Source organism: Streptomyces panacea (assembly GCF_040560175.1).
Classification (GTDB): domain Bacteria; phylum Actinomycetota; class Actinomycetes; order Streptomycetales; family Streptomycetaceae; genus Streptomyces; species Streptomyces panacea.
The window spans coordinates 1-15,907 of record NZ_JARJHW010000176.1 but is presented as its reverse complement, the minus strand read 5'-3'; the positions used below and the strand labels follow the sequence as shown (position 1 = coordinate 15,907).

14 protein-coding genes are annotated in these 15,907 nt (G+C 72.6%); 11 read left to right on the top strand and 3 right to left on the bottom strand.

What is annotated here, in order from left to right; all coding sequences use genetic code 11:
* The coding region (locus P3L51_RS29410) for a LacI family DNA-binding transcriptional regulator (RefSeq protein ID WP_354608359.1) at window positions 1-1,014 on the bottom strand (1,014 nt) is incomplete at its 3' end.
* 141 nt (window positions 1,015-1,155) lie between these two features.
* On the opposite strand from P3L51_RS29410, the gene P3L51_RS29405 reads away from it, so the two are divergent.
* From P3L51_RS29405 to P3L51_RS29360, 10 genes are all read left to right on the top strand, one after another.
* Complete coding sequence (locus P3L51_RS29405) at window positions 1,156-3,270, top strand: amylo-alpha-1,6-glucosidase (protein ID WP_354608358.1); 2,115 nt, start codon at window positions 1,156-1,158, stop codon at window positions 3,268-3,270.
* A gap of 42 nt (window positions 3,271-3,312) precedes the next feature.
* Complete coding sequence (locus P3L51_RS29400; RefSeq protein WP_354608357.1) at window positions 3,313-4,293, top strand: acetylxylan esterase; 981 nt, start codon at window positions 3,313-3,315, stop codon at window positions 4,291-4,293.
* Between the two features lie 100 nt (window positions 4,294-4,393).
* Window positions 4,394-5,134, top strand: coding sequence for a class I SAM-dependent DNA methyltransferase (locus P3L51_RS29395; protein WP_354608356.1), 741 nt, complete (start codon window positions 4,394-4,396; stop codon window positions 5,132-5,134).
* Between the two features lie 160 nt (window positions 5,135-5,294).
* A complete protein-coding gene (locus tag P3L51_RS29390) occupies window positions 5,295-6,551 on the top strand; it encodes a DUF1266 domain-containing protein (RefSeq protein ID WP_354608355.1) in 1,257 nt (418 codons plus the stop codon).
* A gap of 248 nt (window positions 6,552-6,799) precedes the next feature.
* A complete protein-coding gene (locus P3L51_RS29385) occupies window positions 6,800-7,393 on the top strand; it encodes a helix-turn-helix domain-containing protein (protein WP_354608354.1) in 594 nt (197 codons plus the stop codon).
* Window positions 7,394-7,487: 94 nt separating this feature from the next.
* Complete coding sequence (locus tag P3L51_RS29380; RefSeq protein ID WP_354608353.1) at window positions 7,488-8,702, top strand: NAD(P)/FAD-dependent oxidoreductase; 1,215 nt, start codon at window positions 7,488-7,490, stop codon at window positions 8,700-8,702.
* Window positions 8,699-9,031 (top strand): (2Fe-2S)-binding protein, encoded by a 333-nt coding sequence (locus P3L51_RS29375; protein WP_354608352.1) that lies wholly within the window; start codon window positions 8,699-8,701, stop codon window positions 9,029-9,031. The genes P3L51_RS29380 and P3L51_RS29375 overlap by 4 nt, the downstream gene beginning before the upstream one ends.
* Window positions 9,032-9,087: 56 nt before the next feature.
* Window positions 9,088-10,707 carry an FAD/NAD(P)-dependent oxidoreductase gene (locus tag P3L51_RS29370; RefSeq protein WP_435594553.1) on the top strand — a complete coding sequence of 540 codons (1,620 nt, stop codon included), beginning with the start codon at window positions 9,088-9,090 and terminating at the stop codon, window positions 10,705-10,707.
* A gap of 32 nt (window positions 10,708-10,739) precedes the next feature.
* Entirely contained in the window at window positions 10,740-11,672 is a 933-nt protein-coding gene (locus P3L51_RS29365) for a dihydrodipicolinate synthase family protein (protein ID WP_354608350.1), read from the top strand.
* Entirely contained in the window at window positions 11,672-12,673 is a 1,002-nt protein-coding gene (locus P3L51_RS29360; protein ID WP_354608349.1) for a proline racemase family protein, read from the top strand. Before P3L51_RS29365 ends, P3L51_RS29360 begins: the two co-directional genes overlap by 1 nt.
* An 84-nt stretch (window positions 12,674-12,757) precedes the next feature.
* Here P3L51_RS29360 and P3L51_RS29355 read toward each other — a convergent pair whose 3' ends face one another.
* Both P3L51_RS29355 and P3L51_RS29350 read right to left on the bottom strand, forming a co-directional pair.
* Window positions 12,758-13,675 carry a hypothetical protein gene (locus P3L51_RS29355; RefSeq protein ID WP_354608348.1) on the bottom strand — a complete coding sequence of 306 codons (918 nt, stop codon included), beginning with the start codon at window positions 13,673-13,675 and terminating at the stop codon, window positions 12,758-12,760.
* Window positions 13,676-13,750: 75 nt separating this feature from the next.
* Entirely contained in the window at window positions 13,751-14,506 is a 756-nt protein-coding gene (locus P3L51_RS29350) for a MerR family DNA-binding transcriptional regulator (protein ID WP_354608360.1), read from the bottom strand.
* Between the two features lie 90 nt (window positions 14,507-14,596).
* On the opposite strand from P3L51_RS29350, the gene P3L51_RS29345 reads away from it, so the two are divergent.
* The gene (locus P3L51_RS29345) at window positions 14,597-15,856 is read left to right on the top strand and encodes an erythromycin esterase family protein (RefSeq protein WP_354608347.1); all 1,260 of its coding nucleotides are present in this window, start codon (window positions 14,597-14,599) and stop codon (window positions 15,854-15,856) included.
* Window positions 15,857-15,907 lie beyond the last annotated feature (51 nt).

Sequence of the window (15,907 nt, the reverse complement as noted above, 5' to 3'; positions counted from 1 at the left end):
GATCAGTTCGGGCGCCAGCAGCACGCGCTCGGGTGCGGCGTCCGGGTCCTTGATGCGGTCCATGAGGATCCGGGTGCAGGCCCGCCCGACCTCGTCCAGCGGCTGGCGGACGCTGCTGAGGCTGGGCGAGAGGAGACCGGCGGCGGGCGAGTCGTCGAAGCCGACGACCGCCACGTCACGCCCCGGGCTCAGCCCCGCGTCCCGCAGCGCGCGGTAGCAGCCGAGCGCGAGGGTGTCGCTGGCCGCCACCACGGCGGTGGCGCGGCCCACCAGGCGGGCGACCGCGCTACGGGCGGCGTCCACGTCGTCCAGCGACGACACCCGCAGGTCACGGACGGGCAGGTCGTGCCGGCGCATGGCCTCGCGCCAGCCGCCGGCCCGGTCGTCACCGACACCCGAGCCGCGCGGCCAGCCCAGGAACGCGATCTTCCGGTGCCCGGCCGCCACCAGGTGGTCGACGGCGGCGGCGGTGCCGTGCGCACCGTCGACGTCCACCCAGTCGCCGGTGTCCTTCGCCGACCACCGGCCGAACGCGACGAACGGGACCGCGTTCTTGTGCAGCCAGCCAGGGCGCTTGTCGCCCCGGTAGGTGTTGCTGAGGACGAACCCGTCGACCGAGTGCTCCCGCAGCAGTTCGTCGTAGCGTTCGGCCTCGTCGTCGGTGCCGAGGGGCGCGGCGAAGAGCAGTATCCGGTAGCCGGCCTGGTCCGCCGAGTCCGACAGCGCGTGCAGGAAGTGGTCGGAGACGGGCGTCGACAGGCCGGGGGGCGTGGGCTGGACGCCGTAACCGATCAGCCTGCTGGAGCGGGTGCGCAGTGAGCGGGCGGCCTGGTGGGGCCGGTAGTCCAGCTCGTCGAGTGCCTCGCGTACCCGCTTCAGGGTGGGCGGCGCGAGGAGCTCTGGTGAGTTGAGCGCGTTGGAGACCGTCTGTGTGGACACCCCGGCCCGTTGCGCCACGAGAGCCAGGGTCACCGGCCCCGACTTGCGCCCGCCTGCCGACGTCGTACGTGCCACCAACGGCCTCCGATCCACGCACGGCGGCCGCTCGAAATGCGGCGCCGCATCTGCAATGGATCGATAAAACTCTTTCCCATGGCAGGTTGGCAAGGGTTAAGGTGAATTTTGATCGATCCAAATCACGAGAGGCGCCACACAGTGAACACGGTCGTCCAGGGAAACCCCGCCGCTCACCAGCCGCCCGCGGACGTCGTCACCGAGGGCCTTCAGCCCTTTCTGCACGACGTCTGCACCACGCTCTACGCGCCCAGCCTGGTGCTGTCGCGGCCGGCCGGTGACATCGACGGCGGCGCCGACGGGTTCTTCCACGGCGATCGCAGGCTGCTCTCAAGACTGTCGGTCCGGGTCGAGGGCGTGCCCGTCCTCCCCGTGAGCCACACCCTCAGCTCCGCGGACCGGACGGCCTTCCGCGCCGTGCTGCGCGGCGTCGGCGAGCACACCGCCGACCCGGCCGTCACGCTGCACCGCGTGCGCTCGCTCGAACCGGGCGTGCTGCGTGAGGAGTTGGAGATCGCGAACGCGGGCGTGAAGGACATACGGGTGGAGGTCGTCGTCAGCGCGGGCACCGACCTGGCGAGCATGCACGACGTCAAGTCGGGCCACCCGGTCCCCGCGCTGCCCGCCGAGGCCGAGGACGGCGCGCTCCGCTGGCGCAGGGACGAGGTCGGTGTGCGGCTGAGCGCCTCGGCCGGTTCCCCCCGGATCGACGCCGGCGCGGGCGAGTTGCGGTTCGAGGTGGCGCTCGCGCCGCGTACGTCGTGGCGTACGACCCTGGAGTGCACCGTCACCGACGACGAGCCGCAGCGCTTCCCGGCGGTGGCGCGCGACGCGGTGCCGTGGTCGAAGACCGGGCTGCGCAGCGCCGATCAGCGCATGGACCAGCTGTTCGCCCGGTCGATCGGTGACCTGGAGCGGCTGCTGCTGTCCGATCCCGAGCACCCCGAGGACCAGTTCCTGGCCGCCGGGTCGCCCTGGTTCCTCACTCTGTTCGGCCGGGACTCGCTGTGGGCGGCGCGCATGCTGCTGCCGCTCGGCAGCGACCTGGCGGCGGGCACCCTCCGCACTCTCGCCCGCCGCCAGGGCACCACCGTCGACGAGCGCACCGACGAGCAGCCCGGCAAGATCCTGCACGAAGTACGCCGCGAGGCGCGGAAGCTCAACGAGGGCGCGTCCCTGCCGCCGGTCTACTACGGCACGGTCGACGCCACCCCGCTGTGGGTGATCCTGCTCCACGACGCGTGGCGCTGGGGCATGGACCCCGAGCAGGTGCGTGACCTGCTGCCGCACGCCGAGGCCGCCCTGGAGTGGCTGGCGACGTACGGCGACGCGGACGGCGACGGCCTGCTCGAATACGTCAACGCCTCGGGGCTCGGGCTCTCCAACCAGGGCTGGAAGGACTCCGGCGACGCCATCCGCTGGCGTGACGGCACGCACGCGGAGGCCCCGATCGCGCTGTGCGAGGTCCAGGCGTACGGGTACGAGGCGGCCATGGGCGGCGCCGCGCTGCTGCGCGCGTTCGGGCGGCCCGGCGCGGAGCGCTGGGAGGAGTGGGCGGAGCGGCTCAAGCGCCGGTTCCGGGAGACCTTCTGGGTCGAGGACGAGACGGGCCGCTATCCGGCCGTGGCGCTGGACGCCGCCAAGCGCCCGGTGGACTCGGTCACTTCGGGCTTCGGGCATCTGCTGGGCACGGGCCTGCTCGACGAGGAGGAGAGCGCGCTGCTCGCGGCCCGGCTGGCCGGACCCGAGCTGAACTCGGGCTTCGGACTGCGTACGTTGAGCACGGATTCGACCGGTTTCAACCCGTTCGGGTATCACATCGGTTCGATCTGGCCGCACGACACCGCCATCGCCGTGCACGGTCTGGTCCGGGCGGGCTTCCCGGCGGAGGCCGCGTCGCTGGCCGAGGGTCTGATCGCCGCGTCGCCGGCGTTCGAGGGCCGGCTGCCTGAGCTGTTCGCCGGTCACGGCTCGGCCGTCGACAGTGTGCCCGCCCCGTATCCGGCGTCGTGCCGCCCGCAGGCGTGGTCGGCGGCGTCCGCCGTCACCCTGCTCACGGCCGTGCTCGGTCTGGAGGCCGACGTGCCGGAAGGCACGCTGCGTTTCTCGCCGCGTGCCGGCGAGGGCGTCGGCCCGCTGCACCTGACCGGTCTGCGGGTCGCGGGCGCGCCCCTGGAGGTACGGCTCGACGCGACGGGTCAGGTGCGGGTGACCGCCCCCGACACGCTCACCGTGCACGGCGCCGACCGCGCCTGAACCACCCCGTCGTACCTGTCGCCGCGAGAGGGAACCGCTGCCGTGCCGCTGATGGACCTGCCCCTGGAGGAGCTGCGCGGCTACCTCCCCGACCGGGAGGAGCCGTCGGACTTCGACGCCTTCTGGGCGGACACCCTCAACGAGGCACGGAGCCACGACCGCCCACCGGGGTTCACGCCGTACGACGCCTGTCTGACCGAGGTGGACGTGTACGACGTGAGCTTCCCGGGCTTCGGCGGTGACCCGGTGGCGGGCTGGCTGCTGGTGCCCGCCTCCGCGACCGGGCCGCTGCCGTGTGTGGTGGGCTTCCTCGGGTACGGCGGCGGGCGCGGCTTCCCTTACGAGTGGCTGACCTGGCCCTCGGCCGGATACGCGCATCTGCTGATGGACACGCGCGGCCAGGGCGGCTCGCTCCAGCCGGGCGCGACGGGCGACCCGCACGGCAGCGGGGGCGCGTCGTCGCCGGGCATGGTCACCCGGGGCATCGAGGACCCGGCGGACTACTACTACCGCCGGGTCTTCACCGACGCGGTCCGGGCGGTGGACGCCGCCCGGACCCATCCGTCGGTCGACCCGGCCCGCATCGTGATCGCCGGCGGCAGCCAGGGCGGTGGCATCGCCCTGGCCGCGTCGGCGCTGAGCGACGGTGTGAGCGCCGCCCTGGTCAACCAGCCGTCGCTGTGCCACTACCGGCGCGCGCTCCAGGTGGTGGAGGGCAACGCGTACCGCGAGATCTGGACGTATCTGCGGACCCACCGGGATTCGGCGGAGCGGGTGTTCAGGACGCTGTCGTACTTCGACGGGGTCAACTTCGCGGCCCGCGCGAGCGCTCCGGCGCTGTTCTCGGCGGCGCTGATGGACGACATCTGCCCGCCGTCCACGGTGTTCGCGGCGTACAACCACTGGGCGGGACCGAAGGACATCCGGGTCTGGCCGTGGAACCGTCACGAGGGCGGCGGCTACTTCCAGGATCTGGAGCAGCTGCGCTTCCTGCGGGCGCTGCCGGGGCTCGGCGAACGCTGACGCGGTACGGCGGGCCGGGCCGGGCCGGGCCGTCGAGCTTATTCGGCCGCGCCGGAAAATCGCGGGCGTCCCGGGCGCCCGCTGCCCTACGGTCTGGGCCATGGACGATGAGGACGGTTACTTCGGCGAGCGCGTCGCGGCCACGTACGACAACCCGTCGGCGCGGGAGTTCCAGCCGGGCACCCTGGCCCCGATGGCCGATCTGCTGGCGGATCTCGCCGGCGGGGGCCGGGCCCTCGAACTCGGCATCGGTACGGGGCGGGTCGCGCTCCCCCTGGCGGAGCGCGGCGTGCCGGTCCACGGCATCGATCTGTCGCGGGCGATGGTGGCCCGCATGCGTGACAAGCCGGGCGGCGACGCGATCGGCGTGACGATCGGTGACTTCGCGACGACGAAGGTGGACGGGACGTTCTCCGTCGCGTACCTGGTCTTCAACACGATCATGAATCTGACGACGCAGGCGGCCCAGGTGGCCTGCTTCCGCAACGTCGCCGACCATCTCGCGCCCGGCGGCTGCTTCGTCATCGAGACGATGGTGCCCGAGCTGCGGAAGCTCCCGGCCGGTCAGGACCTCGTGCCGTTCCATGTGAGCCCCACACGCTGGTCGTTCGACATCTACGACGTGGCGACGCAGGAGATGAGCTCCAACTACGTGGAGGTCGTGGACGGGCGCGGCTCGTACTGGTCGGTGCCGTTCCGGTACGTCTGGCCGGCGGAACTGGACCTGATGGCACAGCTCGCGGGGATGCGGCTGCGCGACAGGTGGGAGGGCTGGCGGCGCGAGCCGTTCACGGGCGAGAGCGCCAGTCATGTCTCGGTCTGGGAGAAGCCGGCCCACTGACCACCGGGGCGGGCTGCCGAGGGTTGCCCGGGACGGTCATCTCCCCTTCCAGCAGGTGCAGTTGAATGTACGGAGGGTGTACGGGAGCACTCGTCGTCACCGGTAACGTATAGATGATCTTGCAGCCGGGCAGGGTCGGAACCGGTACGGGGAGGCGCTTGTGCGGACGGTGGCCGAGGACGAGGTCCATGACGAGTTCTTCCCGCTCGTCCCCACCCCGCAGGACGGCAGCCGCTGGTCGGCGCCCGCCGATCTGGAGCAGCATCTGTACAAGCTGTCCCGGTCCGGGAACGCGTACGCCTATCTGAGGGCGCTCGCCATCGAGGGCGTGTACTACCCGGTGAGGCTCGACGAGGCGCAGGCGGCCGACGAGGGCTCGTACCCGATGCTGACCACCGGGACACCCGACGGCCGCACGGTGGCGCAGGTCTACACGGCGGGCCTGCTGCCACGACCGCACCCGCATCTCGTCTACGAGTACGCGACGTTGGGCGCCCTGGCGCAGATACTCCCCGACGGCGTCGACATCCTCGCGATCAACCCGGCGACGCCCTGCGAGCGTTACTTCCCCGCGGACGACGACGAGCGTGACGTATGGCTGGAGCTGCATCACGAGCTGTTCTCCTCGGACGAGTTGATGAACCGTCTGGTGACGCGGCGCACCGGTGCGCTCCCCACGGGCCCGCTGCTGCACGGCCTGGCCGTCGGCGCGCACCTGTGCTTCACCAACGGCGACGCGTGGAACACCGCCCACTGGCACGGCATGGGCTACCGGGGCGAGCGGGAGCGTGTCGCGGACTCGTGGAGTGTCCATGACCGTGCGGACTGGCTCGCGATGGAGGAGCGGCTGCTCGCCCGCGAAGTCAGCCCGTGGTACTGGGACTTCGTACTGGGAGCGCGTACGGCGCTGATCGCCGCGCAGGGCCCGCGCGTCGACGCCGAACGGTGGCGCGACTGCGTGGAGGCCACGCTGCGCGACCAGGCCGTCCTCCGGGCCGGAGCATCTGCCGAGGACGCCGAGTTCGAGGAGTTCGTGGTCCATCTGCGGTCGCTGGTGGGCAAGTTGCTGCGCTACGAGTCCCGTTTCCGCGCCGACGGACTCCTGCCGCCCGACGGTGTCGTGCGGTCGGTCGCCGCGTGGGACATCGGCCGCGGCTCGAAGATGGCCCGCTGGGGCCTGGGCGCCCGGTACGCCACCGAGGCGGAGACGCGTGCCGCACTGGAGCGCGCGTCAGGGACCGCGCGGGCGGCGTACGGCTCGTGGGAGGAGTTCTCCGCCGGTTATGTACTGGGGCGGTGTCTTCACTTCGACGAGGAGGAGTTCGGCCCCTGGTACACGACGGTGCTCGACGCCCATCGGGCGCTGGCGACGGCTCCGGACAGCCCGTGGCGAACGGTGCCGTTTGGCGCGGAATGACTGGCGGTTGACTGCGGGACGCTCCAAATGGCCGCTGATTGCCTAAACTTGACGGTGTGTCAGTTCGCGGTCCGAATGCGTCCTGTTCGCTCGTGAGGTGCCGGTCGTCGGGGGCAGCCCGGCAGCGGCCGGTACGATGCCCCTCCCCGAGGTGGCATCCGCGATGAATCGTTCGTAATATCGAACGCATCAGCGCCGCGCACCGCCTACTGAAACGAACAGACCCGACGGTCGAAGGAGATCGCCCGATGTCCCCCAGCAGCCCGGTCCGAAGCACTCTGGCCGCCAATCTCCGCCGGGAGCGGAGCCGTCGCGGCCTGTCGCTGTCCGAGCTGTCCCGGCTGTCCAAGATCGGCAAGGCGACCTTGTCGCAGCTGGAGTCGGCCACCGGGAATCCGACCATCGAGACGGTCTTCAGCCTCTCCCGCGCCCTGGGGGTGCCCATCTCCGATCTGCTGGACACCGGCCACGCGGAGGCGGTGACCGTGGTGCGGGCGGCCGAGGTGGACGTGCTGAGCGGCGAGGGCGTGGACCTGCGTCCGCTCCGCCGGATCGAGGCGGGCGGGGTCATCATGGAGCTGTACGACCAGCAGGTGCGCGCCGATGCTCAGCAGCCGTCGCTCGGGCACGCCGGCACCGAGCACACGGTGGTGCAGAGCGGCACGCTCCGCGTCGAGGTGGACGGCCACCAGGTGGAACTGGGACCCGGCGACTACGTGTCGTTCGACGCCTCGCTGCCGCACCGCTACGCGGCGGACGACGGGCCGGTGCGCTCGGTACTGCTGCTGCACTACCGGTCGGGGAGCGGCGCCCCGCAGGAGGCACCGGGCACGCCCCACTAGCGGTGGCACCGCGGGGCCCGCGCGAGCACCGTTGACACCCCCGGGGCGTCGCCATAGCCTCGACATCGTTCGTCATACAGAACGAGGAGGTCCGGTGAACCGAACACGAGTCGTCATCATCGGCGCCGGAATCATCGGCGCCGCCTGCGCCCGCGAACTCGCCGTCGCCGGTTTCGACGTACTCGTACTGGACCGAGCCGGAGCCGCCGCCGCGACCACCTCGCACGGCGAGGGGAACATCCTGGTCTCCGACAAGGGCCCCGGTCCGGAGCTGGAACTCGCCCAGCTGTCCCGGCGGTTGTGGCCCGAGGTGCTGGCCGCCCTCGCCGGGCCGACCCCCTCGTCGGACGCGGCGGACGGCACGGACGCGGTCGAGTGGGACCCCAAGGGCGGCATCGTGGTGGCCACCACCGCCGAAGGCGCCGAGGCACTACTGCCGTTCGCGGCGGCCCAGCGCACGGCCGGGGTGCGGGCCGAGGTCATGGACTCCGACGCCCTGACGGCGGCGGAGCCCTTCCTCACCGAACGACGCACCGCCGCCGTGCACTACCCGGACGACGCGCAGGTGCAGCCGGCCGGCGCGGCCACCGCCCTGCTCACCGACGCGCTCCGCGCCGGGGCTCGCCTGCGTACCGGCCGCGAGGTGCTCGGCGCCGTGGTGCGCGGCGGACGGCTGACGGCGGTGCGTACGGCGGACGGGCAGGTGGCCGCCGACGTGTTCGTCAACGCCGCCGGACCGTGGTCCGGCGAGGTCGCCCGGCGGCTCGGTGTTCCGCTGGACATCCGCCCGCGTCGCGGTGAGGTCCTGGTGACCGCTCCCCTGCCACCGACGGTCTTCCACAAGGTGTACGACGCCGACTACGTGGGCGCGGTGGGCAGCGGCGCGGGCGATCTTCAGACGTCGGGCGTCGTGGAGTCCACCCGGGCGGGCAGCGTCCTGCTGGGGTCGTCCCGGCGGCGTGTCGGCTTCGACGACCGGCTGCGTCCGGAGGTGCTCTCGGCGATTGCGGCCAAGGCGCTCAGACTCTTCCCGTCGCTGGCGGGCGTTCATGTGATGCGGGCCTACGGGGGCTTCCGCCCGTACGTCCCCGATCATCTGCCGGTCATCGGCGCCGACCCGCGACTGGCCGGTCTCTGGCACGCGACCGGTCACGAGGGGGCGGGGATCGGTCTGTCCGTCGGTACCGCGCGACTGGTGCTCCAACTACTGACGAGCAGTCAGACGGCCATCGACGCACACCCGTTCAGGGTGGACCGGCCGGCGGTGCTCGGCACCGAACCGCCCGCCGCGACCGAGGAGGAGTCATGAGCCCACGTCTCGTACCCGCCGGGTCCGACCCGGCCGGACGCCGCGACCGGCCGCTCACCATCACGGTGGACGGTGAACCGCTCACCGGCATCGCGGGCCAGAGCCTGGCCGGGGTGCTGCTGGCCGCCGACCGGTCGGCCTGGCGCCAGGCACCCTCGGGAGCGCCACGAGGTGTGTTCTGCGGTATCGGTGTCTGCTTCGACTGCCTGGTGACGGTGAACGACGAGCGCGACGTACGGGCATGCCGCCGCCGTGCCCGGGACGGTGACACGGTGACCACGCAGTCACGGGCCACCGGCGAGCGGGACGACGGGCGGCGGTCACGGTGACGGGGCCAGTGACGGAATCGGCGCGTAGCTCGGTGACGGGTCGTCATGTCGTGGTCGTGGGTGCCGGACCCGCCGGTCTCGCCGCCGCCGACGCGGCCCTGGCGGCGGGCGCGGAAGTGACGTTGATCGACACGGCCGAACAGCCCGGTGGCCAGTACCACCGCATGCTGCCCGAGGCGTACGAGGCCGCCGACCCCGGCGCCCTTCAGCACGGTTACGGCTCCTTCGACCGGCGCCGCCGCCGGGTGCTCGGGCACCCGCGCTGTTCCTGGTGGGCGGAGAGTGCCGTATGGGCCCTGGAGCGCCGCGACCCCGACGCCGACGGGCCACCGCTGGTGCATGTCCTGAGCGGTACGCCCCGGCGCCGCCATGTGCTGGAGCCCGACGCCCTGGTGCTCGCGGCGGGCGCCCACGACCGGGTGCTTCCCTTCCCCGGCTGGGACCTGCCCGGTGTCTACACGGCGGGCGCGGCCCAGGCGCTGGCCAAGGGGGAACGCGTGGTGGTCGGTGACCGGGTGGTGGTCGCGGGCACGGGGCCGTTCCTCCTGCCGGTGGCGACATCACTGCTGGAAGCCGGATCGCGGGTGCTCGCGGTCCTGGAGGCGGGCCGGCCGGGGGCCCTGGCACGTGGCTGGCTGGGTCGCCCGTGGGAACTCGCGGCGCAGCTCGGCAAGTCCGGTGAACTCCTCTCGTACACAGCGGCGTTGGGGCGACACCGGGTCCCGTACCAGTGGGGCAGAGCGGTCGTCGAGGCGCGTGGCGACGGCCGGGTGGAGGAGATCGTCAGTGCCCGGGTCCGGGCGGACTGGTCGGTGGTGCCCGGCAGCGAACGGGTCACCGCCGTGGACGCCGTGTGTCTCGGTCACGGGTTCACCCCGCAGCTGGAGCTGCCGGTCGCGGCCGGGTGCGCGCTGCGGCCGGCGCCGGGCGGGGCGGCCGGATCGCCCGCGGAGGCTTTCGTGGCCGTGGACGACGACCAGCGTACGAGCCGGCCCGGCGTGTACGCGGCGGGCGAGATCACCGGTATCGCCGGCGCCCCCGCCGCTCGTGCCGAGGGCGCCGTGGCCGGCTGGATCGCGGCGGGCGGCGACCCGGGCTCGCGCGCGCTGGTCACCCCGCGCCGGAACCGCGACCGGGGCAGGGCGTTCGCCGCCCGGCTGGCGCTCGCCCATCCCATCGGCCGGGGCTGGCCCGGCTGGCTGCGTCCCGACACCGTGATCTGCCGCTGCGAGGAGACGACGTACGCGGCGGTGTGCCGATCGGCCGCCGATCCCACCGGCACGGAGCCGCGGGTGGCGAAGTTGGCGACGCGGGCCGGCCTGGGGCCGTGCCAGGCCCGCATGTGCGGACCGACGGTCGCCGAGTTGCGCCATCAAGGCGGCGCCGACCGGGCGTCGGAGGCCGACGGCACGGATGCTGCGCCGTCGGACGCCGACCGCCTGTGGCCCGTCGGCCCCCACCACCGGCCGGTCGCCGAGCCGATCAGGCTCGGCGAGCTGGCCCGCCCGCCCGAGCCACCGACCACGCCCGGCCGATCCGAGACACCCGGCCGATCCGAGACACCCGGCCGATCCGAGACACCCGGCCGATCCGAGACACCCGGCCGATCCGAGACACCCGGCCGGTCCGAGACACCCGGCCGGTCCGATTCGTCCAAGCCGCCCGAGCAGTCCTGACACCCCGACTCCCCTGTGGAGGAGAGCACTTCATGAACCGTCACCCCAACCCCCTGACCGGGGTCGTCGTCGCGACCGCGCTGCCGTACCGGCAGGACCCCGCCGCCCCGGCCGGCCTGGCCGTCGACTACGACGCGTACGCGGACCACTGCCGCTGGCTCGTCGACAACGGCTGCGACGGGGTCGGCCCCAACGGATCGCTCGGCGAGTACTCGTCGCTGACCGACGAGGAACGCCGCACCGTCGCCCGTACGGCCATCGAGGCGGTACGCGGCCGGGGCAAGGTCGTCGTCGGCGTGCACGGGCCGGGCTCGCACCAGGCCGTGCGCTGGGCGGAGGCCGCTGCGGAGGACGGCGCCGACGGGGTGCTCTGTCTGCCCCCGACGATGTACCGGGCGAACCCGGGGGAGGTCGTGGCGCACTTCGAGGCCGTGGCCGCCGTCGGGCTGCCGGTCATGGTCTACAACAACCCCGTGGACACGAAGGTGGACCTGACGCCCGAACTCCTCGCGGAGATCGCCCAGATCGACAACGTGCTCGCCGTGAAGGAATTCTCCGGCGACGTGCGTCGCGTGCTGGAGATCAAGGAGCGGGCCCCCGGTATCGAGGTGATCAGCGGCGCCGACGACGTGGCGCTGGAGAGTCTGCTGATGGGGGCCACCGGATGGTTCGCCGGCTTCCCCAACGTCTTCCCCGCCGAGTCCGCCCGGCTGTTCCGGCTCGCCACGGCGGGGCGGCTTGAGGAGGCCCGTGCCCTCTACCGGCCGCTGGTCGCGGCGTTCCGGTGGGACTCGCGTACCGAGTTCGTCCAGGCGATCAAGCTCGGTATGGAGATGGTCGGCCGCTACGGCGGCCCCTGCCGCCCGCCGCGCGGCCCCCTGATCCCGGCGCACCGGGAGCTGATCACCGCCGAGATGCGGCAGGCGATCGACTTCCTCGCCACGGAAGCCGGGGAGCGCGTCTGATGCGCAGCGTGCGGACGATCAGCGCGGTCGACTCCCACACGGAGGGCATGCCGACGCGCGTGGTCACCGGCGGCGTGGCGCCCGTCCCCGGCGCCACGATGGCCGAGCGCCGCCGCTATGCCATGGAGCATCTGGACCCGCTGCGCCGTTTCCTGGTGGACGAGCCTCGCGGCCATCCGGCGATGAGCGGTGCGATCCTCCAGCCGCCGACCCGTCAGGACGCGGACTGGGGCGTGCTGTACATCGAGGTCAGCGGCTTCCTGCCGATGTGCGGGCACGGGACGATCGGGGTGGCGACCGTCCTGGTGGAGACCGGGATGGTCCCGGTCACCGAGCCCGAGACCGTGGTGCGCCTCGACACCCCGGCCGGCCTGGTGGAGGCGCGCGTGACGGTTCGCGACGGTGTGGCCGAGAAGGTCACGCTGCGCAATGTCGACGCGTTCGCGCTGGAACTCGACGCGAAGGTGTCGGTACCGGGGCTGGGCGAGGTCCGGTACGACATGGCGTACGGGGGCAACTTCTACGCCGTCGTCGATCTGGCGTCCCTCGGGTTGCCCTTCGACCGGGCGCGCAAGGACGACATCCTCGCGGCCGGTCTCGCGATCTCGGCGGCCATCGACACGCACAACCCTCCGGTGCATCCGGCCGACCCGATGATCCGCGGCTGCAAGCACGTGCAGTTCCTCGCACCCGGCTCGGACGCCCGGCACTCCCGTAACGCCATGGCCATCCAGCCGGGTTGGTTCGACCGGTCCCCCTGCGGCACCGGTACGTGCGCCCGGATGGCGCAGCTCCACGCGCGGGGGGAGCTGGCGCTGGACACGGAGTTCGTCAACGAGTCGTTCATCGGCACGCGGTTCACCGGGCGGCTGGTGGGCACCAGCGAGGTCGCGGGAGTCCCGGCCGTGGTGCCGGAGTTCTCGGGCCGCGCGTGGATCACCGGTACGGCCAACTACCTGCTGGATCCGAGGGATCCGTTCCCGGACGGCTTCGTCCTCTGAGACGTGTCCGCCGCCGGTTCGCCGGACGGGTTCGGCAGGCCCGAACCCGTCCGGCGCTGTCGGCCGACCACCTCGGGCCCGGTGTCAGGTCCCGCAGACCGCCACGGTCCGCATGAATCCCCCGAGGTTCTCGTCGTCCGTTCCGACGAGGGCCTCGCCGGAACCGGGCAGACACTCCAGCCCCTCGATCTTGTATCCGGGGAACGTCCCCAGCACGGACGGGGCCGCCGCGAGTGCGACCCGTACCCTTCCGGCCGCCGACACGCTCACCCGGCCCACGTCACTCAGCGCGGAGTCGAACGGGCCGTCGTCACCGGCGTCCGCCGCCGAACTCGCGATGATCCGGCCGGAGTCGGTCACCGAGATGTCGGAGATGTGGCGCACCGCGTCGCCGGTGGGATACGTCGCCCGATAGGCCCGGCGTGTCACGCCGCCGAACTGCGTCTGCCCCCACGGGGCGAACGAGAGCGGCGCCGCGTACAGCGTGGCGGGACGGTCCGCCCCCGCTCCCCGGTCCGCCCACAGGGCGGCGAGCTTCCCGTTCTGGGCCACGAGCGCGAAGCTCTCGAAGTCGTCGCCCTCGCCGATCGCGGGCAGCGGCGTGTAGTCGAGGACCGTCGCGGTGGAGTCGGTGACCTTCAGCCGGTAGACGATGCCGCGCGCGGCGAGTGCCAGATACTCCCCGGGCGTCCCAGGGACGGCCTCGATCGCTTCCAGGTCGACGGGTTCCGCCCCCGCCCAGGTGAGCGGGGAGACACTGTCGGAGCCCTCCCGGTGGGTGACGCGGGACAGCCGCGGCTGCCCGTCGCGCTTGTTGTCGTGCACGATCAGGGCGTGCACCCCGGCGCCGTCCCCGGTCCGGCCTTCGTACGCGACACCGCTGACACCGCTGCGGGAGTCGCCGCCCACCTTCCGCCATTCCTCGGCCGCACCGGCCGGGGCGGCGCCGAGCACCGTCAGCAGCGCGGTCGCCGCCGTGAGCCAGGCCGTGCGCCGCAACATCGGGAGTTTCACTGGGATCGCTCGCCTTCCCTCGCCGAACGGCGCGTGGTCACACGCCGGGCGTCAGGTTAATGATCATGGCGAGCTGGGCCCAACCACCCTTGGGCCATTCGGACGTCGATGTCGGCCCTGGTCCGCGTGCCGGCCGCGCTCGTCGAGGTAGTCACCGGTCTCGGCGGACGCGCGGAGCATGGCGAGGGCGCGGGTGTGGAGACGGTGGCGACGCCCGGCGATCGCGGACGCGGCGGAGGCGGGAGAGGTGACATCGCGCAGTTCACCCAGGAGCGGCGCGATCTGGGCGAGCCCGTATCCACCGCGGCGCAGCTGGTGGACGATGTTGGCGTCTCGTACGTCGCCGGGCGCGTACGTCCGGTACCCGGTGGCGGGATCCCGGTCCGGCTGGAGCAGGCCGGCCCGTTCCCACCGGCGCAGCGTGGCCGGGCGCAGGCCGAGCCGGTGGGCCAGGGCGCCGATCGTGTGGGTGCGCTGCGAGGGCCGCTCGCCGGGGGTGTGGGTCAGCTCCGTCAGCGCCCGCTCGACCGTGTCGAGGGTGTGCCGGTCCCTGAGCAGTTCGGCGTGGCCGCGGTCGATGACGGTGAGTGCCTCTTCGGTCCGGCCGGTGTTGAGCAGTGTCATGACCGAGCGCGCCGCGGCGTGGCCGTGGGCCGGGATCAGGGCGAGAAAGGTCCGCAGGGCGGCGACGTGCACGCTCGTGTAATCGCGATAGCCCGAGGGGGTGCGCTCGGCGGCGGGCAGGATGCCGGCCGCTTCGTAATTACGGACGGCCTGGCCGGACAGCCCGTGGGGCCGCGCGAGATCCACGGGCCTCATGGTTCTCCCCATGTTTGAAGGTTGGCACGCTGATTGCAGGTGTCTGACGCCCTGACTTTAAACCGAAACATCAAATATACGATCGAATCCATGGCAACTGACGAGTCACTGCACACCGCCGTCGAGCGGTTTCTGAACGAGCGGGGACAGCGGCCCCGCCTCCTGGGCCTGGGCGAGCCCTTCCACGGTGAGGAGACCTTCCCGCGCCTGCGCAACGACCTGCTGCGGGGGCTGGTCGACCACGGGCACTGCCGATGCGTCGCGCTGGAATCGGACTGCCTCGCGGGGCGGCTGGTCGACGACTACGTACGCGGCGGCACCTGGCACCTCGACCAGGTGATGGCCGACGGCATCAGCCACGGGTTCGGGGCCTCCCCGGCCAACCGCGCGCTGGTGGAATGGCTCGGCGAGCACAACCGGGTGCGCGCTCCGGCGGACCAGGTGCGTTTCGCCGGATTCGACGCGCCGATGGAGAACAGCGCGGAGAGCGGGGCACACAGCCCCCGGGCCGCCCTCGACGTACTGCACACCTTTCTCGCGGCCAACAGCACGACCGTGCCGCACGAGTGGAGCCGGATCGAGGATCTGCTCGGCGACGAAGCCCGGTGGACCGATCCCGCCGCCACGATGGACCCCTCGCGGTCGATCGGCGACTCGGCCGAGGTCCGCGAGCTGCGGCTGATCACCGACGATCTCGGCCGGCTACTCACCTCCCGGGCACCCCAGTTCACCGAGGACGCCGCGTCGGACGCTCTGTGGGACGCCGAACTCGCCGCCCGCACCGCCACCGGACTGCTCGCCTACCACGCGGTCCTGGCCCGGACCGATCCCGAGGAGCGAATGGAGAGCTGCATGGGCATTCGCGACGCGATGATGGCGGCGAATCTGCGCGCTCTCGCCACCCGGGAACACGACCACGGCCACGGGCCCGTCCTGGCGTTCACCCACAACGAGCACCTGCGGCGCAACGCGGCACGGAACGTGCGGTGGAGCCCGGCCGGCGCCCACCTCTCCCGTGCGTACGGTGCGGACTACGCCGCGGTCGCCACCGCGATCGGCTCGGCGCCGCACCGGGGCATCGGCGAGCCACCGGCGAACACCGTGGAAGGTCTACTGGCCGCGACCACCTCGGCGCCACGGCTGGTGCCCCTCGCCGAACTGACCGAGCTGGTCGCGGGAGCGGCCACCACCCTGACCACGCGCACGACGGAGAACCGCGGCTACTTCCCGCTCGACCCTGCCACGCTCACCGACTTCGACGCGGTCCTGTTCCTGCCCCGCATCGCCCCGCCCGGCCCGGCGGGGGAAGCACGGTGGGCGAGTCCGGCTCAGACGCCGTCGCCGTCCTGACCCCGCACGGGGCGATCGTCGGAGCCGCACGCCGAGACCGCCCCGGCGCGC